The sequence below is a fragment of the Mesorhizobium sp. M0500 genome (assembly GCF_040321165.1).
GTDB lineage: Bacteria > Pseudomonadota > Alphaproteobacteria > Rhizobiales > Rhizobiaceae > Mesorhizobium.
In genome coordinates, this window is record NZ_JAMYRB010000006.1 from 82,293 (window position 1) to 100,790 (window position 18,498).

The following is an 18,498-nucleotide window of genomic DNA, read 5'->3' on the forward strand; positions in this document are numbered from 1 at the left end:
ATCCCGGCGCCGGTCCTTCACTGTTTCATCGCATCGTCCAGCGCAAGGTTGAGGGCCAGCACATTGACCACCGCCTCGCCGATGAATCCCAATTCGCGATCTTCGACATGGCTGTCGACAAGCGATTTGATCCTGGATTCATCGACGCCCCTGGCCTTGGCCACCCTGGCAACCTGAAAATAGGCCGCATCGGGGCTGATATGCGGATCGAGGCCGCTGCCGGACGTGGTGACCAGATTCATCGGTACCGGCTGGCTCGGGTTTTCGGCTCTCAGCTTTTCGGCGTCGCTCTTGATCCTGTCGATGAGCTTCGGGTTGGTCGGGCCGAGATTCGAGCCGCCCGAGGCGGCGGCATTGTAGCCGTCGCCGGCAGCCGACGGGCGGCCATGGAAGTAGCGGTCGCTTTCGAAAGCCTGGCCGATCAGCTCGGAACCGACGAGCTTGCCGTCCTTCTCGATCAGGCTGCCATTGGCCTGGCGCGAAAACAGCGCCTGGGCAATGCCGGTCATGCCGATCGGATAGACCAAACCCGTCAGAATGGTGAAGAAGACGATCATGACGATCGCGGGCCTGATTTGATTGAGCATCGACGTGGTTCCTTAGGCGAGACCGAGAGCGGTGATGGCCATGTCGATCATCTTGATGCCGACGAAGGGCACTACGACGCCGCCAAGGCCATAGACAATGAGATTGCGGCTGAGCAGCGCACCGGCGCCGACCGCGCGGTATTTGACGCCCCTCAGCGACAGCGGGATCAGCGCAATGATGATCAGCGCGTTGAAGATGATGGCCGAGAGGATAGCGCTCTGCGGCGTCGCCAGATGCATGACATTGAGCGATTGCAGCGGCCCGGCGGTCTGGCCCGGGGCGATGTAGAAGACGGCGAATATTGCCGGGATGATGGCAAAATACTTGGCCACGTCGTTGGCGATGGAGAAGGTGGTCAGCGAGCCACGCGTCATCAGGAGCGCCTTGCCGATTTCGACGATCTCGATCAGCTTGGTCGGATCGCTGTCGAGATCGACCATGTTGCCGGCCTCGCGCGCCGCGACCGTGCCGGTGTTCATGGCAACGCCGACATCGGCCTGCGCAAGGGCCGGCGCATCGTTGGTGCCATCGCCGCACATCGCGACCAGTTTGCCTTTGGCCTGCTCGTCGCGGATCAGCTTCAACTTGTCCTCGGGCGTCGCCTGGGCAAGGAAGTCGTCGACGCCGGCTTCCGCCGCGATCGCCGCCGCGGTCATCGGATTATCGCCGGTGATCATCACCGTGCGGATGCCTATGCGGCGCAATTCGGCAAAGCGTTCTGCGATGCCGCCCTTGACGATGTCCTTCAGATGGACGACGCCGAGCAGGCGCCCGTCGCGCTCTACCGCGAGTGGAGTGCCACCCGATTTGGCGATCTCGTCGGCGATCGCCTGAAGGTCGCGGACGGTGTCGCTGCCGGGGCGCGTACTGCCTGTGGCAACGGTCGAGAGGTTGACGTGGGCAAGTACCGCATCGACTGCGCCCTTGCGGACCGAGGAGCCTTCCAGATCGACACCGCTCATGCGGGTTTGCGCGGTGAAGGGCACGAAAGTCGCATGCAGACTTGCCATGTCGCGGGCGCGGATGGCGTATTTTTCCTTCGCCAGGACGACGATCGAGCGGCCTTCCGGCGTTTCGTCGGCAAGCGAGGCAAGCTGAGCCGCGTCGGCCAGTTCTTGTTCGGTGACGCCCTTGACCGGACGAAATGCCGTCGCCTGACGGTTGCCCAGCGTGATGGTTCCGGTCTTGTCGAGCAGCAGCGTGTCGACATCGCCGGCCGCCTCGACGGCGCGGCCCGACATGGCGAGCACGTTGAAGCGCACCAGGCGGTCCATGCCGGCAATGCCGATAGCCGACAGCAGGGCGCCAATTGTGGTCGGAATCAGGGTAACGAACAGGGCGACCAGCACGGTCACCGAGATATAGCCGCCCGAATACGAGGCGAAGCTCGGGATCGTCGCCGTCGCCAGCACGAAGATCAGCGTCATGCCGACGAGCAGGACGTTGAGCGCGATCTCGTTGGGTGTCTTCTGGCGCTCGGCGCCCTCGACCAGCGAGATCATGCGGTCGAGGAACGTATGACCGGCAGCCGCGGTGATGCGCACGCGGATCCAGTCGGACAAGACCTGCGTGCCGCCGGTCACCGCCGAACGATCGCCTCCGGATTCGCGGATGACCGGTGCGGATTCGCCGGTGATGGCCGCCTCGTTGACCGACGCCACGCCTTCGACCACCTCGCCGTCCGAGGGGATGATGTCGCCGGCTTCGACAAGCACGATGTCGCCGACCTTCAGGCTGGTGCCGGGCACCAGTTTGAACTTGCTGCGGTCGCCACCGTTCAACAGCTTGGCCTGCGTCTCGGTTCGCGCCCGACGCAGCGAGTCAGCTTGCGCCTTGCCGCGGCCTTCGGCCACCGCTTCGGCGAAATTGGCGAAGAGCACGGTGAACCACAGCCAGATGATGATCTGCAGCGTGAAGCCAAGATCGCCGCCGCTGGTAACGAGATCCTTGACGAACAGCACGGTGGTGAGCGCCGAGACGACGGCGACGACAAACATTACCGGGTTTCGCATCAAGGTGCGCGGGTTCAGTTTTCTGAAGGAACCGCCGATAGCGGGCCACAGAATGCGGGTATCCATGATGCTCACGGATTTCGACGGGCTCATTTGGTAGCTCCAGTGTCGATGTTGTTGACCGGTCGATCGTGTGCCGAACGAAGGTGCGGCGGCCCGTAAGCCAGCAGCCAGATCATGATCAAGGCTGCCGCAATAGCGAGGAATGTGGACAGCGTCGGGAAAGGAGGAGGCGTTTTCTCCCCCTCCGGCTCGGGGCGATGCCGGACCTTTCGAGGTATGATCTCGAACCAGGGCATCGTCGTTTCAGAATGTCTGACCGTGAATCATCGCCAGGTGCTCGACGATCGGTCCGACCGCCAGGGCCGGGAAGAAGGTCAGGCCGCCGACGATCAGGATGACACCGGCCAGCAGCCCGACGAACAGCGGACCGTCGGTCGGGAAGGTGCCGGCGGAGGCAGGGACGGTCTTCTTCGCAACCAGCGAGCCAGCAATCGCCAATGCCGGAATAATGACCAGGAACCGGCCCATCAGCATGCCGATGCCGAGCGTTACGTTGTACCAGGGCGTGTTGCCGCTGAGGCCGCCAAAGGCGGAGCCATTGTTCGCCGCGGCCGAGGTGTAGGCATAGAGAACCTCGGAGAAGCCGTGCGGGCCGGCATTGGCGATGGAAGCAACGCCGGTCGGCAGCACCACCGCGATAGCGGTGAAGATCAGCATTGCAAGCGGCAGGCAGAGCACGGCCAGCATAGCCATCTTGACCTCCTTGGCCTCGATCTTCTTGCCGAGATATTCGGGCGTGCGTCCGACCATCAGCCCGGCGACGAAAACGGCAATGACGATGAACATCAGGATACCGTAGAAGCCGGCGCCGACGCCGCCGACAATGACCTCGCCGAGCTGCATGTTGATGATGGGGATCATGCCGCCGAGTGCGGTGAAGCTGTCATGCATGGCGTTGACCGCGCCGCAGGATGCGGCCGTGGTGATGACGGCAAACATTGCCGACAGGGCGATGCCGAAGCGGCTCTCCTTGCCCTCCATGTTGCCGCCGTCGACGCCCAGCGCATGGACGAGCGGATTGCCGGCGGCTTCCGCCCAGTAGCAGACGGCAACGCCGGCGATGAACAGCACGCCCATAGCCGACAGAATTGCCCAGCCCTGGCGCTGGTTGCCTACCATGCGGCCGAAGACATTGGTCAACGCCGCGCCGAGGGCGAAGATCGTCACCATCTGGATCAGGTTGGAGATTGCATCGGGATTTTCGAAGGGATGCGCTGCATTGGCGTTGAAGAAACCGCCGCCATTGGTGCCGAGCATCTTGATGGCAACCTGGGAAGCGACCGGCCCGACCGCGATAGTCTGTTGGGCGCCTTCGAGCGTCGTCGCGTTGACGTAGCCAGCGAGCGTCTGCGGCATGCCGAGATAGACATAGACCAGAGTCAACACGATGCAAAAGGGCAAAAGCAGGTAGAGCGTGCCGCGGGTCATATCGACCCAGAAATTGCCGATCGATTTGCCTGAGGCCCTGGCAAAGCCGCGGATCAATGCGACCGCAATGGCGACGCCAGTCGCCGCCGACAGAAAATTCTGCACGGTCAAGCCGGCCATCTGCACGAGATAGGACATCGTGCTTTCGCCGCCGTAGTTCTGCCAGTTGGTGTTGGTCATGAAGCTGGCGGCGGTGTTGAAGGCCAGCCCAGGTTCGACGGCGGTCATGCCGGCCGGATTGTAGGGCAGGCCGCCTTGCAGCCGTTGCAGCGAATAGAGCACCAGGAAGCCGGCCAGGTTAAAGAACAGCAGGGCCGCCGCATAGGAGGTCCAGTGCTGCTCCTCGCGCTCGCTGGTCCCTGATATGCGGTAGAGCCCGCGCTCGAGCGGGGCCAGAATTGACGACAGGAATGTGCGCTCGCCGCTGAAAACGCGATGCATGTAGCCGCCGAGCGGCTTGGCCAGCAGAACGACGATCCCGCAATAGACGAGGATCTGCAGCCATCCGTTGATTGTCATGGGGTTGGCTCCTTGCCAGCGGAGATCAGAAGCGTTCCGGGCGAACGAGGGCGTATGTCAAGTAGGCGAGAAGAAACAAGGTCACGGCGCCGCCGAGGATATAGTCTAAAAGCATGTTGCGATCCCCTAAACTTACAGCTTGTCGCAAGCTTTGATGTAGCCGAAGCATAGAGCAAAGAACGCGATTCCAATCGCGACAACAACTATGTCCACCGCGCGTTTTCCTTATGTTGTATTTGTTTGTTTACTTTAACAAACTATCCAAACCCGTCGCCGCATCATATCGGCGGCTGGATACACCGCTCCTGTGAATATGGATCAAAGCGCCATAAAGGTTCGAGACGGGACGCGGAGCAAAGAAATCAAAATCCCATAAGGATTTCGCCGCCTCGGCGCTGGCCGAAGCTTCAGGGGGGGAAGTGCGCACCGGCGCGCGAAGCTGCCGGGGCTCAGTCCGCGCGGGTGTAGATCACCGCGTAATCGTCCGCATACGCCCGCTTCCAGCCCAGTTCGTCGAAGAACGGAATGCGGCTGTCGTCGGCGGTCAACAATGCCCAGCCTATCGTATATTTGTCGAGTTGGGCTTTCAGGATCGGCTTGCCCCGGCTGTGCCCCGTCTGCTCATCCGTTTCCGTAAAGCCATTCAGGAAGAGCTGATCCGCGCGGCCGTCGATAAACGTCCTGATGCCGTGGAAAATCAGCGTGCCGCCGAAATCGTAGGAGTTCAGCAGATTGCCCGACAGATTATGGGTTTGGGCAAAGGCCAGTGCGTCCCTCGCCGAGGTCTTCTGGCTCGGCGCGACCGGATAGGTCGTGAAGGCGGCAGCCGCCAAAACCAGCAAAACGGCAAGTCCAGCACAAATCCTGGAAAATTGCCGTGCGAAAAATTGTTCAAGTCCGTCACGCTTTTCCGCCGCCCATTTCTCGGCTGAAAGCGCTGGATATTGTTGCGCGACCTCGACGGCAAGGACCACCGGCACGAGAAGAAAGAACAGGTACATGAACCGTATGTGGGTGAGATAGACGTGCAACGTGAAGACAAGGAACAGCGCCTTGGCCCAGCCAATGCGCAATCTCGACACGAGCAGCCCGAAAAACGCCACCAGCAGGGCCACCTCCTGGAGGGTGTGCCGCGAGGCGTCGAAGGGTTGCCACTCCGCAATGTAAGGCACCGCCTCATTGCCATAGGCCACGGTGAATGTGGCGAGTATGGCCTTGACGCCATAGGGATTGAGCAGGCTGACCAGCGGGCAAAGCAGCCCGAAAACGATCCACTTGGCCAGCAGCCAGGCGTTCGACAAGCGTGTGCGCGTGACGAGATCGAGGCCGGCGAAGGCGGCGATGACGAAACCGAAGGTGAAGGTGGCATGGAGATTGGCCCACAGGCAAAGCAGCGCCAGCAGCCATAAGGGCGGTGCTTTCTCGTTGCGTGCGGCCTGGAAAAGACCGGCGGTCCAGACGACGATGATGGGCAAGGTAAAGATGTGCGGCCGGGCGACATAGACTGGCCCGATCAAGAGCGCGAGAACCAGCGTCAGTCCTATCGCCAGCGTCGGCTTCAACCACGCGCTGAGATACCACGACGTCAAAAAGACCGTCAGCGCGATTATTGCAGTCGCCAGCAGCACCACGCCGTTCCAGCCGCCGGCTTCAAAGGCAATTGCAAGGAGAACCTGGCTAAGCCATTCCTTGGCGATCCATGGCTGGCCGGCAAAAGTATAGGAATAGATGTCGACGGTGGGGAATGTGCGGCTTGCCAGCATATCCATGCCGATCTTGATGTGCCACCAGCTATCAGGATCCTGCAGGAGGGAGGTGGCAAAGGCGAGGAGCGCCGCCGCCATCACGACCGCCGCCAGCAGGCAAAACATCAGCCTCACATGCCGTATGTCGTCTATCGACGGCCTCGCCTCACCAGATATCCCGCGCATATGGCATCCCTGAGCCGCGATAGCGGAAGGGATAGGCCGAATTTGTTAGAAAACCGATAAGCTGCAGGATTGCGGCCACAACCCTGTGCCGCGCGTCCAACCGGCTCGGCGGCTCAGCCCTCGGCCTTGAAGTTCTTGGCTTCCTTCTCGACCTTCGGGCTGTCCTTGCCGTGCTTGCGCATCAGATCCTTCGCCTGCTTCGGCGAAACGTCGGTGGTTTCGGCCAGGCGCAGAGCCTCCTTTTCGTCCGGATCGCGCGTCTTGCGGTCGGCCATTGCGGTTTTCTTGTCAGCCATTACGACGCTCTTATGCTTTCGGCGATTTCGTTCAGCACCTTGCGGTCGGTGCCGTGGCGCTTGATCAGCGTGCGTGCCTGATCCGGGGTGATGCCCGCTTCCTCGGCGAAGTGACGTACCTCGTAGTCTTCGCCGCCCGCCATTCGTGAGCGGTCGCGACTGTCGGTCTTGGTTTTGTCGTCGGCCATGGCAGCTCTCCTCATCTCGACGAGAGCATAACGGGCAAGATTTCAGCGAGTTCCTTCGAGCGTGTCGCCCAGTTGCCTGCCCTCGGGCATGACCGGGCATGCGCGGCGGTTTGCTCAAAGCAGGGGCTTGGCGTCAGGCCGGCCTTCGCGCACAAACAGGCTGGCCTCTTTGGCGGCGCTGCCAACCGCCCGCCACTGCTCCTGGGCGCAGCCTGGTATTCGTTCCGGATTGCTAATGGGAGCGATGGTCGAACACGACGCCCATGGTCCTACCAACGGCCGTCATGACGATAAGCTCGACCAGATCGTCGTCACTGTTGCCGCAGGCCGGGGCCGTCCTGCGAACGATGTCCAGCATCGCCCTCGTCGATATGGTGTCGCCGGCACCGAACCGTGAAAGCGCAGATGAAACAAGCTCTTGGGCCGTCAAGTCGGCGACGGTCACCCGCTGCACCACGTTCATTGGCTTCCTCCCACCATGAACCCTCTCCCGGGAGAATGATACGCCGAACGTCGCGTTTCGCCAGCGAAATGGTGGTCCTACCAGCGCGTGGGCAGCGACCGAAATCGTCGGTTTTGCGGGAGGCAATCCGGGCGCGAGGCGGCAGCGCTTTTGTGCCATGCGACTTCGCCATAGACCCAATCCCGGCGGCCGGGATCGGTCTCAATTTTATTTACTGGCAGTCTGATGCTTGGCAGTGTGGTCTGCTCGGTTGCGGCCGAAGCCAGCGCAGCAAGAACCACGGTGCGGGCAGGACCGGGACGGTTCGTCGTTTCACGGAAACGCCGAACCGGTCTGTCTTTTTGTTTGACGCAATTCCGGACGGAAAACCGTTCACACGTTTTCCTGGAATTGCTTGTCTTGTGACTCTAGGCGGCCAGGTCGCTCGGAAGCTTGCCGCCATTCTCGGCCAGCTTTTTCATCAGTGCGTCGTGCAGCCACAGATTCATCGTTACAGTGTCGTTCATATCGCCGGTGTAGTTCAGCTCGTGGGCAAGCTCCTTGCGGGCGCCGAGGCTGCTGTCGATATTCAGAGCCTTCATCAGGTCGACGATCGAATTCTTCCAGTTGAGTTTCTGCCCCTTCGCGGCCACCGCCTTGTCGAGAATGGCAGCGATGTCCGGGGCAGAGGACGGCGCGGCCGGCGCGGCCGGAGCCGGGGTTGCAGCCGGGGCGGATCGGGTAGGCGCCGTCGGCTGGGTGGCCGTGCTCGAAGCAGGCGCGGGAGACGGTTGCGCCGGCGGCGCTTCGGCCGCAACCGCGTTTCCGAAAATCGCACCTTTGATACTGTCGAAAATGCCCATTGCTATCTCCTGTGTTGGCTCGACGGTGTGTTGCCTTGACGGTCGGTGGGGCGACCGTTGCCGAATGCCGCATTGAGCGCCCTGGTTGTACCGGACCACGAACGCAACGCAGGGGCAACTTAAAACTGGCTAAAAGGTAAAGGCTTGGTTGCATTGGGGAATCGGCTCAGTGATCCGGCCCGAGAGTAGAATAGGTCGGATCGCGGCCCGACAAATCGTCACGCGCAATGGGCGAGGGAACGGTCAGCAGCCAGTTTTGCTGACGCAGACCAGAAAAATCATCTAGATTCGTGTTCGCAATTCGCTGAGAGGAACGAAGCCATGACAGCAGTCGTCGCATCCGACAGGCTCGAACGTTCGCTGGTTTGGGCAGAGGACGATCCGTCGGTCAAATGGGCCGGCGCTTTCGCGGTTTACGGCGGGCACGGCACCACCCAGTCCTCGGTCATTGTCTACGAGATCGAGCCCGGCAAGCGGCTCGGCTGGCACAGCGACGCCACCGAAGAGACGCAATACATCATCGCCGGCACCGGCGAGCTACACATTGAGGGCGGCACCACCCACCCGGTCGGGCCCGGCAGCGTCCTGGTACTTCCGACGCCGGTCAGGCACGACCTCGTCAACACCGGCACCGAAACCCTGCGCGCCGTCGCTTTCTTTGCGGCGGCGATGTTCACGCAGACATTCGACAACGTCATGCTGCCGCCGAAATCCCATGTCCTCGGCACGCCCAATCGTGCGGGCTGAATGCGTGCCGGCGAGAATCACCAGGCCTGCGGATTGCGGACTCGGAGCTGAGATGAGCGCGCGCGCGGCCGGCAAGCGGTTTGGCGTCGTTACGCGCTCGCGTCATGGGCGGACCGGCTGATGGCGCCCGTCAAGGTCGACCCCGCCAAGGTGCGCGAGTTCAGGGATGCCGAAAGCTTCCATGCCTGGCTTGGCGAGCATCACGACAGTGAGGACGAAGTCTGGATCAAGATCCATAAGCTCGATTCGGGACTGCCGTCGATCACTCCGAAGCAAGCCATCGACGTGGCGTTGTGCTGGGGCTGGATCGATGCGGTGCGCAAGGCCTTGGACGGCAAAAGCTACCTGCAGCGCTACACCCCGCGCGGCAAGAAGAGCACCTGGAGCCAGATCAATGTCGACAATGTCGCCCGGCTGATCGAGGAGGGCCGGATGACCGAGCACGGGCTGAGGCAGGTCGATGCGGCCAAGGCCGACGGCCGCTGGGCGCTCGCCTACAAGAGCGGCAAGGAGATGAAGATCCCCGACGACCTCCAGGCGGCAATAGACGCCGAGCCCAAGGCGAAAGAGATGCTGGCAAAGCTCAGCGGGCAAAACCGCTTCGCACTCGCCTTCCGCATCCACAACATGAAAACCGAAGCCGGACGCAAGAAGAAGATCGCGGCGTTCGTGGAGATGCTGAAGCGCGGCGAGACGATCTATCCGCAGGGCAGAAAGTAACATCTGACGAGGCGTGCCGGCGCTGCGTCTTGTGCTTGTCCCTGTCGGCGAGCCCCGAATGCGGCCGGATCGCTGCTCAGGCCCACCTTCGATCCAGGCGATGTCGCCGACGATTTGTTTTCGACGAGCGTCGCCCGGCACTTCGACACCAGCTCTCATTCGTTTAGTTGATGCAGGAAAAAGTCTCGTCCTCACAGTCGGCATAGTATATTAGCAGGCGCTGTTATGAGGTTTTTGCCCGTTCAGGAGCCGACTGGCACGTGGGCCGTGTTTGATGCGACCGTGGACGTGCCTGCGGATTTCGCTGGCAGTTGCCTTATCGGCTTGCCGCGGGAGCGGGCGGAGTGGCTCGCAGCAAGAGCCAATCGAGATGCTGCAAAAGGCACTTCGATTTGCCGGTTGTCAGCTGCCGGACCGGCACAAGCCGCGGTTCTTAGACTTAGACCGATAGGAGAGATTTCGATGATGCAAGAAAGGGTAATGGCGGCTGCGTTGGCAGCCAGGAATCAGGAAGCGGATATTCGTGGTGTCTTCGACATCACCAACAAAACCGATGCGCCAATTGGCCCCCGCCGATTGGGCGAGGCTATCCACTTTGTCGCCAATGCACCTATCGTTGGCTATGATGTTCACGCCGCCGTCATCAGATATGGCCCACTCGGAACCCCCAGCCTCAGAGCAACAGATTGCGCACAGCTGTGGGAGAAGTTCGGCGAGGCCTTGCTGCAACACTGACGGGCAGACCTTTGGCGCGTATGGTACCACCATCGTGCAGGACACTTTCCTGGCGAGAACGACATGAAGCCTGCCCGGTAATGTTGCAATTAAATTAGCGTGAGTGCATATTTTTTGCTGGCTGGGCTCGCAACCGGCCAGGCCCGGCGGCCGGCCGCCAACGGGCTGTCAGGCCGGCGACAAATGGCTCCGCAGGCCCGACGGTCCCTTGGCAAGATCGCCGGAACCACAGCATGATGCGGCGGCAAAACGGGTTTGGGAGAATGACATGCCTAAGGTTTCGGAACTCTTTTTCAAGACAGCCATCATCTTTCTTATTCTGGGAATTGCAGCTGGCCTGCAGATGGCAATTTCAGGCGATCACGGCGCGTTTCCGGCTCACGCGCACATCAACCTGCTGGGGTGGGTCACCAGTGCAATATTCGGCGGCTATTATGCGCTGAATCCGGCGAAGGCTGCCCGCAGGAGCGCCATGATCCACTACGGCGTCTACAATCTCGGCCTGGTCGTGATGCTGCCGGCTCTTTACCTGATGCTGCAGGGAAACCCGGCGCTCGAGCCGATCGTCGCCACCGGCTCAATGATTGTCGCTGTCGCCGTGCTGATCTTTGCCTTCGTGGTTTTCTCCGCCGAAACAGAGCGCTCGGTCTCGGGAATACAAGCGGTCCCGCGCTAGACGGGGCGGCGATGGCGCCGAGTCGACCAAGCCCGTGCTTCTGGTGAAGCGCGGGCCGATTGGTTGTAGGCTGATCTGAGGTAAGGGTGCGGCGAAGATGAAAGCCGCTCCGTAGCCTTCGCGCCCCCTCTGCCTGCCCCAAGATACCTGCACCGCAGCGGCAGTAGCCGTCCAGCGTCCCTTTAGGCTGGCGAACCGGTGAGATTTATTTGGCGGAGAGAGCGGCAGCCAGTCGGCTGTTCGTCTGCGGCCAATGACGTCCAATAACGCTTTGAAATCAAGTCGTTAATTTTTCAGTTCGTCCAACGACATTCATTGCCGTCCAACAAAATCGCCGATACAATGTGGGTGAAAATGTGGGGTGGGGTGAGTTGGGCGGACGATGCAAAAATCGGGAAAGCACCCGGACAAGGCGCTAAGCGCGATCGAGGTGCGGCAGGCTAAGACTCCGGGACGATATGCCGATGGCAATGGCCTTTACCTCGTCGTGGACCCGTCGGGAGCGAAGCGTTGGCTCCTCCGGATCATCGTCCAAGGCAGGCGTAGAGACATCGGATTGGGCGGCACGCCGATCATCTCGCTCGCCGATGCACGAGAAACCGCGCTAGCTTACCGCAAGAAGAGCCCAAATTTCGTGCGCGCAAACCGGATTCGATGACAAAATTTGCAGGCCGCGAACGCAAAATTCTACCCGCGCGAAGCACTATCAGAGGCAAAAATCAGCATGCAGAACAGCCAAAAATCGCTGCGCGGGCCCCAAGTGTCCCCTCTATTTGATCGTCAATCGACCGGTTAAATGCAACAATAGAAACAGCGCAAAGGACACAGTAACGGCAGCGAGAACTGCGATGCACGCCTTTCTTTCGGTCGGCTTGGCGTATCGCATCAGTATCAAGAGACCAAAAATGGAAGCCAGCGGAATCAGGTATTGCCTGACTAATTCGGGCTCCGCAATCCAAGCTCCGGGTACATCGTAGCGGAACATGTGCCAGATCAGTGAAGCAGTCAGTGCCGCATGCATCAATGCCAGCAGCCCAAGTACAGCGATGGCAATCCACTTCAGTATCGTCACCATCTTTCGCTCCCCACAGGATCGGGCGACAGGTCAACACGCCCACCAAAATCAAAGCCTCTCCACACACCCGCCAACGTCGCCGTCGTCCCCGTAGTGACAGGACCATCCGGCCCCAGACTCACATAGTTGGAGAGGCGCTCAACTTCGCTCCACAATGAAGCGCTCTTGCTAGAGATAGCGTCCAGAGAAAGCCTGTGACAGCCATTTTAATCCACACAATTATGTGGGGCAAAAAGTGGGTCAAATACTGCGAGCCATGAAATTTATTAGGTATTTCAGCAATTTGGCGAGGCAACTGGCGGAGAGAGCGGGATTCGAACCCGCGTTACGGTCTCCCGTAAACACACTTTCCAGGCGTGCGCCTTCAACCACTCGGCCACCTCTCCATCCTTTAGCATTTTCGCCGCGGCCGGTTTCGCCGCGCGGGTTGGGGAGATGCCTCTCCTGTGGGATTCCGGCCGGAATTCCGGCCGTGGGCGCCGTCAACCAGCGGATACCCTTTCCCCGCACCCGAGCCGTCAAAGCAACAGGCGCGGGGCTCATCTAGTCGATCCGGTGCCGAATGCCAAGACATAACGGCAGTCTATTCGCTTTGCCGGATACGGATGCTCAGCCCATGCCGCTGGGGCACCCGTTCGGAGCCTATCGAAACGATCGGCGGAGGTTGTGCTTGCCGTCCGGCGCACCACCGGTTCCGGCGAACCGGCGGTCACGGGTTCAACTTCACGTGTCGCGATTGCGGATAAAGCGCGCAGGTCCTATTTAACAGTCCGACACGACATTCTGATAAACTCCTGGGGAGGAAGGGTCCGGATGTTCCGCTTCGTCTTTCGTCTCGCTGCAATGGTCGCGCTTTCGGTTTCGGTCATCATGGCCGTGCTCGATGCGACCCGCTCGGTGGCGGCTTCGGCGCTGGTGATGACCCCGCTCAACACCAGCTGGCTCGCTGTCTCGCCGGATACGCGCAGCGCCTTCGAAAGCTTCGTCCGCGATAAGATCAACCCGCTGCTGTGGGACGGTGCCATCGCCTGGGTGCTCAGCCAGCCCGGCTTTGCCGTGTTCGCGGTCCTGGCGTTCATTCTTTATGCCATCGGTTACAGGCGGCAGCGCCCCAGCGGGCGGTTCGCCGCAACCTGACATTTCCAGCCTGACCCGGTGTTCCGTACCGGGGAGGCTCAACCAAGAAGAAAAGGAACCCACACATGTTTCTCAGCGACATGCTGAACAAGAAGCTCAACCTGCCGAAACCCTCCGAGGCGTTGCCCGGCCGCGACCGGCCGATCCCGACCGCATCGAAGCACTTTGTCTCGAACAGGCCGCTCAAGGGTCCTTATCCCGAAGGGATGGAAACGGCGATGTTCGGCCTGGGCTGCTTCTGGGGCGCCGAGCGCCTGTTCTGGCAAGTCAAGGGCGTCTGGGTCACGGCGGCCGGCTATGCCGGCGGCGTCACGCCCAACCCGACCTATCAGGAAACCTGCACGGGGCTCACCGGCCATGCCGAAGTCGTGCTCGTCGTCTACGACCCCAAGATCGTGTCTTATGCCGAGCTCTTGAAGCTGTTCTGGGAAAGCCACGACCCGACGCAAGGCATGCGCCAGGGCAATGATGTCGGCACCACTTACCGCTCGGCGATCTATACGCTCAACGACGCTCAACACCAGGCTGCGATCGCCTCGCGCGACGCCTACGAGGGTTCGCTGCGCGGCGCCGGACGCGGCAAGATCACCACGGAGATCGCGCCGGCGCCGGAATTCTACTTCGCCGAGGAAGACCACCAGCAATATCTGGCGAAGAACCCCTACGGCTATTGCGGCCTGCAGGGAACCGGCGTCTCCTGCGCCATTCCGGCCGCCGTCTCCGCCTGATTTTATGCTCCTGACGCAAGGAATATGCTGTGGCGCCGCGATGCGGCGCCATGCTTTTCCAAAGGGTCAAAATTCCACGTGAATTTTGTTTCGGGCCGTGCCAGATTGACCCGAAGCGGGAGGAAGACACTCCTGCCCGACGCCATATGCCTGCCGGAGAACCGGGCCGGCATGCGGTGCATAATGGACAAATAACCGACAGGGGTGTGGATCACATGAAACGTATCGTTCTCGGCCTTATGGCCGCAGCTGCAATGGTTCTTCCGGCCTTCGCCGCGGACATTCAACCCGCGATCCTCTATGATCTCGGCGGCAAGTTCGACAAATCGTTCAACGAGGCGTCGTTCAACGGCGCTGAAAAGTTCAAGACCGAGACCGGCATCCCCTATGTGGAATTCGAGGTCAGCAACGCCACCCAGCGCGAGCAGGCGCTGCGCCGTTTCGCCGAGGACGGTCGCAACCCCATCGTCATGGCGGGCTTCTCGTGGGCTGACGCGCTTGACAAGATCGCCACCGAGTTCCCCGACACCAAATTCGCCATCATCGACATGGTCGTCGACAAGCCCAATGTCCGCTCGCTGGTCTATAAGGAGCAGGAAGGCTCCTACCTCGTCGGCGTGATGGCGGCGATGGCTTCCAAGACCAAGAAGGTCGGCTTCGTCGGCGGCATGGACATTCCGCTGATCCGCAGGTTCGGCTGCGGCTATGTCGGCGGCGCAAAGGCGGCCGGCGCCACCGACGTCATCCAGAACATGACCGGCGATACGCCTGCAGCCTGGAACGATCCGGCCAAGGGCGGCGAGATCGCCAAGACGCAGATCGACCAGGGCGCCGACGTGGTCTACGCGGCGGCAGGCGGCACCGGTGTGGGCGTGCTGCAGGCAGCGGCCGACGCCGGCAAACTCGGCATCGGCGTCGATTCCAACCAGAACGGCCTACAGCCCGGCAAGGTGCTGACCTCCATGGTCAAGCGCGTCGACGTTGCCGTCTACAACACCTTCATGGATGCCAAGGACGGCAAATTCACGGCCGGCGTCAACGATCTCGGCCTCAAGGAAGGCGGCGTCGACTACGCCATGGACGACAACAACAAGGCGCTTGTCGACGATGCGATGAAGGCGGCGGTCGAAAAAGCCAAGGCCGACATCATCGCCGGCACCATCAAGGTGCACGACTACATGTCGGACAATGCCTGCCCGTATTGATCGATTGCCGTTATTGATCGACTGGCACTGCTGAACTGACGAGCCGCCGGGTGAAAGCCCGGCGGTTTTGTCTTGTCGGCCCGCTCACCAGTGCGGCGGCTTGGTCACCGGCACGTCGGGCGCGGCCTGTTCCTCCAGCGCCAGGAAGCGCTCGGCCAGCGCGTCGAGCTTGCGCTGCATGCGCTCGATCACCTTCCACTGCTCGGCGATCTGGCCGGACAGTTCCTCGATGGTCTTCTCCTGCTCGGCGGCGCGGATTTCCAGCGTCGTCAGCCGGTCCTCGGGCATGGTCATTTGAAATCCTCGATCAGGCGATTGTGCAGGCTGCGGCCACGTTGGAAATTGACAAGCATGGCGGGATTTGTCGAGAGTGAACCCTGCTCCGGCCAATTGGTACGGACCCAATTGGCACAGACTGGGCGTCATGCTAGGCGTTTGACCAAGCGGTAAAAAAATAACAGTGGGAACAGGCTGCATGGCGCAAGCCGCAATCGAGCTGATCGGCATCGACAAGAGCTTTGGCGCCGTGCGCGCCAACCGCGACATCAATCTGGAGATTATGCGCGGCACTATCCATGGCATCGTCGGCGAAAACGGCGCCGGCAAGTCGACGCTGATGTCGATCCTCTATGGTTTCTACCAGGCCGATTCCGGCGAGATCCGTGTCGGCGGCCAGCCGGCATCGATCAAGACGCCGAACGATGCGATCGCGCTCGGCATCGGCATGGTGCATCAGCATTTCATGCTGGTCGACAATTTCTCGGTGCTGGAAAACGTCATTCTCGGCGCCGAAAGCGATGCGCTGCTGAAGAAGAGCATCGCCAAGGCGCGTTCCGAGTTGGAGCGGCTCGAGCGCGAATACGGGCTCGAAGTCGATCCCGACGCCATCATCGAGGAGTTGCCGGTCGGCCTGCAGCAACGCGTCGAAATCCTCAAGGCGCTCTATCGCGGCGCCGAGATCCTGATCCTCGACGAGCCGACGGGCGTGCTGACGCCGGCCGAGGCCGACCATCTGTTCCGCATCCTCAGGCAGCTGAAGGAGCAGGGCAAGACGATCGTGCTGATCACCCACAAGCTGCGCGAGATCATGGCGATCACCGACACCGTCTCGGTGATGCGCCAGGGCACGATGGTGGCGACACGCGAAACCAGGAAGACCACGGTCGAGGAACTGGCCGAGCTGATGGTCGGCCGGCGCGTGCTGCTGCGCGTCGAGAAGGGCGAGGCGAAGGCCGGCGGCGTCAAGCTCGCGGTCAAGAACCTGACGGTGAAGGATTCCCGCGGCGTCACCATGGTCGACGACGTCTCTTTCGATGTCCATGCCGGGGAGATCGTCGGCATTGCCGGCGTCGCCGGCAACGGGCAGTCCGAACTGCTCGAGGCGATTTCCGGCATCAGGCATGCCGTTTCGGGCTCCGTTATGCTCGACGGAAAGCCGATCGACCTCACCGGCGCCGCCGATCCCGGTGAACTGCGCGAGCGCGGCCTCGCCCATGTGCCGGAGGACCGCCATCATGTCGGGCTGGTGCTGGCCTTCGAGGAGAACGAGAATTCGATCCTCGGTTATCAGGACGACGAGCGCTATCTGAAGGGGCCGTTCCTTGACATCGATGCCATCCGTAACGATGCCAGGGACAAGATCGTCAAATATGACATCCGACCGGCGGACTGCCGCCTCAAGACCGCCAATTTCTCCGGCGGCAACCAGCAGAAGATCGTGCTGGCGCGGGAAATGGAACAAGATCCCGGCGTGTTGATCGTCGGCCAGCCGACGCGCGGCGTCGATGTCGGCGCCATCGAATTCATCCACAAGCGCCTCATCGCCATGCGCGACCAGGGCAAGGCGGTGCTGGTGGTTTCGGTCGAGCTCGACGAGATCCGCTCGCTGTCCGACCGCATCCTGGTGATGTTTGCCGGCCGCATCGTCGGCGAACGCGGCCCCGACGCGACCGAGGGCGAGCTCGGCCTGCTGATGGCCGGCGTCGAGCAGCGCGAGGCGGCGGAATGAGCACTCCCTATGCCAAGCTGCCGGCCTGGGCCGACTACGTCCTGATCCCGCTGATCAACCTGTTCGTCGCCTTCGTCGTTGCCGGCTTCGTCGTCATATTGGTTGGCGAGAACCCACTGCGCGCAGCCGTCGTCCTGGTCGAGGGTGCCTTCGGCCGCGGCCAAGGCATCGCGTTCACGCTTTTCTATGCCACCACCTTCATCTTCAGCGGGCTTTCGGTGGCGGTTGCGGCGCATTGCGGCCTGTTCAACATCGGTGGCGAGGGCCAGGGCTATATCGCCGGTCTCGGCATCGGCATCGTTTGCCTGGCCTTCGACAGCGTGCTGCCTTGGTGGCTGACCTTCCCGATCGCCATTATCGCCGCCGCGGCGATGGGCGCGCTGTGGGCGCTGATCCCGGCCTATCTGCAGGCCAAGCGCGGCTCGCACATCGTCATCACCACCATCATGTTCAATTTCATCGCCGCCAGCGTCATGGTCCGTGCGCTGGTCGGGTACTTGAAGCCCCCCGCCTCGATGGCACCGCAGACGCGCACCTTCCTCGAAGGCGCGCAACTGCCGAAGCTCAACTGGGTCATCGAATTGTTCGGCGCCAAAATCCGTTCGGCGCCATTCAACGTCAGTTCCCTGCTGGCGCTAGCTATGGCCTTCCTGGTGTGGGTGCTGATCTGGCGCACCAAGCTCGGCTACGAGATGCGCACCTATGGCCACAGCCCGAAAGCGGCGCGCTATGCCGGCATTTCGGAGATCCGCATCATCATCATCGCGATGATGATCTCGGGCGCGCTAGCCGGCATGATGGCGCTCAACCCGACGATGGGCGACCAGCACAATGTCGCACTCGAATTCGTTTCGGGCGCCGGTTTCGTCGGCATCGCGGTGGCGCTGATGGGCCGCCTGCATCCGGTCGGCATCGTCATGGCGGCAATATTGTTCGGCATGCTCTACCAGGGCGGCGCCGAACTCGCCTTCGAGATGCCGGCGATCAGCCGCGACATGATCGTTATCATCCAGGGCCTGGTCATCCTGTTCGCCGGCGCGCTCGAGCATATGTTCCGGCCCTACGTCCAGGCGTTGTTCGCCTCGCTCAGCCCGAAATCGGTCGGCATGGAAGCGGTCAAGGGGAAGGGCGCCTGAG

At 61.4% G+C, this 18,498-nt stretch carries 21 protein-coding genes and 1 tRNA gene; 10 read left to right on the forward strand and 12 right to left on the reverse strand.

The window, feature by feature from the left end; all coding sequences use genetic code 11:
* Positions 1–17: 17 nt before the first annotated feature.
* The 9 genes from kdpC to NKI70_RS13785 all read right to left on the reverse strand — a co-directional run bounded on the left by kdpC (position 18) and on the right by NKI70_RS13785 (position 8,330).
* Complete coding sequence (gene kdpC / locus NKI70_RS13745; RefSeq protein WP_023675296.1) at positions 18–587, reverse strand: potassium-transporting ATPase subunit KdpC; 570 nt, start codon at positions 585–587, stop codon at positions 18–20.
* Positions 588–599: 12 nt separating this feature from the next.
* A complete protein-coding gene (kdpB, locus tag NKI70_RS13750) occupies positions 600–2,693 on the reverse strand; it encodes a potassium-transporting ATPase subunit KdpB (RefSeq protein ID WP_352698509.1) in 2,094 nt (697 codons plus the stop codon).
* A gap of 213 nt (positions 2,694–2,906) precedes the next feature.
* Positions 2,907–4,610, reverse strand: coding sequence for a potassium-transporting ATPase subunit KdpA (gene kdpA / locus NKI70_RS13755; RefSeq protein ID WP_352698511.1), 1,704 nt, complete (start codon positions 4,608–4,610; stop codon positions 2,907–2,909).
* Between the two features lie 25 nt (positions 4,611–4,635).
* Positions 4,636–4,779 carry a K(+)-transporting ATPase subunit F gene (kdpF, locus tag NKI70_RS13760; protein WP_352698513.1) on the reverse strand — a complete coding sequence of 48 codons (144 nt, stop codon included), beginning with the start codon at positions 4,777–4,779 and terminating at the stop codon, positions 4,636–4,638.
* A 280-nt stretch (positions 4,780–5,059) separates the two neighbouring features.
* Complete coding sequence (locus tag NKI70_RS13765) at positions 5,060–6,541, reverse strand: hypothetical protein (RefSeq protein ID WP_352698515.1); 1,482 nt, start codon at positions 6,539–6,541, stop codon at positions 5,060–5,062.
* A 113-nt stretch (positions 6,542–6,654) separates the two neighbouring features.
* On the reverse strand, positions 6,655–6,837 hold the full coding sequence (locus tag NKI70_RS13770; RefSeq protein ID WP_254816845.1) for a hypothetical protein: 183 nt from the start codon (positions 6,835–6,837) through the stop codon (positions 6,655–6,657).
* Positions 6,837–7,025 (reverse strand): DUF3606 domain-containing protein, encoded by a 189-nt coding sequence (locus NKI70_RS13775; RefSeq protein WP_023675302.1) that lies wholly within the window; start codon positions 7,023–7,025, stop codon positions 6,837–6,839. Before NKI70_RS13775 ends, NKI70_RS13770 begins: the two co-directional genes overlap by 1 nt.
* A gap of 232 nt (positions 7,026–7,257) precedes the next feature.
* Positions 7,258–7,488, reverse strand: a complete 231-nt coding sequence (locus NKI70_RS13780; protein WP_023675303.1) for a hypothetical protein — start codon at positions 7,486–7,488, stop codon at positions 7,258–7,260.
* A gap of 407 nt (positions 7,489–7,895) precedes the next feature.
* Complete coding sequence (locus tag NKI70_RS13785; RefSeq protein WP_023675304.1) at positions 7,896–8,330, reverse strand: DUF3597 domain-containing protein; 435 nt, start codon at positions 8,328–8,330, stop codon at positions 7,896–7,898.
* A gap of 321 nt (positions 8,331–8,651) precedes the next feature.
* Between NKI70_RS13785 and NKI70_RS13790 the strand changes: the two genes are divergently transcribed.
* The 5 genes from NKI70_RS13790 to NKI70_RS13810 all read left to right on the forward strand — a co-directional run bounded on the left by NKI70_RS13790 (position 8,652) and on the right by NKI70_RS13810 (position 11,866).
* Positions 8,652–9,077 carry a cupin domain-containing protein gene (locus NKI70_RS13790; protein ID WP_352465923.1) on the forward strand — a complete coding sequence of 142 codons (426 nt, stop codon included), beginning with the start codon at positions 8,652–8,654 and terminating at the stop codon, positions 9,075–9,077.
* A 120-nt stretch (positions 9,078–9,197) separates the two neighbouring features.
* Positions 9,198–9,797 carry a YdeI/OmpD-associated family protein gene (locus NKI70_RS13795; protein ID WP_352465922.1) on the forward strand — a complete coding sequence of 200 codons (600 nt, stop codon included), beginning with the start codon at positions 9,198–9,200 and terminating at the stop codon, positions 9,795–9,797.
* 462 nt (positions 9,798–10,259) lie between these two features.
* Positions 10,260–10,532: a hypothetical protein gene (locus NKI70_RS13800; protein ID WP_031211351.1), complete on the forward strand. Its 273-nt coding sequence runs from the start codon at positions 10,260–10,262 to the stop codon at positions 10,530–10,532.
* Positions 10,533–10,800: 268 nt separating this feature from the next.
* Positions 10,801–11,208 carry a hypothetical protein gene (locus NKI70_RS13805; RefSeq protein WP_023675307.1) on the forward strand — a complete coding sequence of 136 codons (408 nt, stop codon included), beginning with the start codon at positions 10,801–10,803 and terminating at the stop codon, positions 11,206–11,208.
* 382 nt (positions 11,209–11,590) lie between these two features.
* On the forward strand, positions 11,591–11,866 hold the full coding sequence (locus tag NKI70_RS13810) for an Arm DNA-binding domain-containing protein (RefSeq protein WP_352698518.1): 276 nt from the start codon (positions 11,591–11,593) through the stop codon (positions 11,864–11,866).
* A 111-nt stretch (positions 11,867–11,977) separates the two neighbouring features.
* Here NKI70_RS13810 and NKI70_RS13815 read toward each other — a convergent pair whose 3' ends face one another.
* Both NKI70_RS13815 and NKI70_RS13820 read right to left on the reverse strand, forming a co-directional pair.
* Positions 11,978–12,283 (reverse strand): hypothetical protein, encoded by a 306-nt coding sequence (locus NKI70_RS13815; protein ID WP_352448285.1) that lies wholly within the window; start codon positions 12,281–12,283, stop codon positions 11,978–11,980.
* Between the two features lie 296 nt (positions 12,284–12,579).
* A tRNA-Ser gene (locus NKI70_RS13820) sits at positions 12,580–12,669 on the reverse strand.
* Between the two features lie 427 nt (positions 12,670–13,096).
* On the opposite strand from NKI70_RS13820, the gene NKI70_RS13825 reads away from it, so the two are divergent.
* From NKI70_RS13825 to NKI70_RS13835, 3 genes are all read left to right on the forward strand, one after another.
* Positions 13,097–13,420, forward strand: coding sequence for a hypothetical protein (locus NKI70_RS13825; RefSeq protein WP_023675308.1), 324 nt, complete (start codon positions 13,097–13,099; stop codon positions 13,418–13,420).
* A 65-nt stretch (positions 13,421–13,485) separates the two neighbouring features.
* The gene (gene msrA, locus NKI70_RS13830; protein ID WP_352633718.1) at positions 13,486–14,148 is read left to right on the forward strand and encodes a peptide-methionine (S)-S-oxide reductase MsrA; all 663 of its coding nucleotides are present in this window, start codon (positions 13,486–13,488) and stop codon (positions 14,146–14,148) included.
* 215 nt (positions 14,149–14,363) lie between these two features.
* Positions 14,364–15,353, forward strand: a complete 990-nt coding sequence (locus NKI70_RS13835; RefSeq protein WP_023675310.1) for a BMP family lipoprotein — start codon at positions 14,364–14,366, stop codon at positions 15,351–15,353.
* A gap of 84 nt (positions 15,354–15,437) precedes the next feature.
* Here the strand turns inward: NKI70_RS13835 and NKI70_RS13840 are convergent, their stop codons facing one another.
* The gene (locus NKI70_RS13840) at positions 15,438–15,647 is read right to left on the reverse strand and encodes a SlyX family protein (protein WP_031211352.1); all 210 of its coding nucleotides are present in this window, start codon (positions 15,645–15,647) and stop codon (positions 15,438–15,440) included.
* Positions 15,648–15,828: 181 nt separating this feature from the next.
* Here NKI70_RS13840 and NKI70_RS13845 point away from each other — a divergent pair, with 181 nt between their 5' ends.
* Both NKI70_RS13845 and NKI70_RS13850 read left to right on the forward strand, forming a co-directional pair.
* The gene (locus NKI70_RS13845) at positions 15,829–17,361 is read left to right on the forward strand and encodes an ABC transporter ATP-binding protein (RefSeq protein WP_352616400.1); all 1,533 of its coding nucleotides are present in this window, start codon (positions 15,829–15,831) and stop codon (positions 17,359–17,361) included.
* A complete protein-coding gene (locus tag NKI70_RS13850; RefSeq protein ID WP_023675313.1) occupies positions 17,358–18,497 on the forward strand; it encodes an ABC transporter permease in 1,140 nt (379 codons plus the stop codon). Before NKI70_RS13845 ends, NKI70_RS13850 begins: the two co-directional genes overlap by 4 nt.
* The last annotated feature ends 1 nt before the right edge of the window (position 18,498 follow it).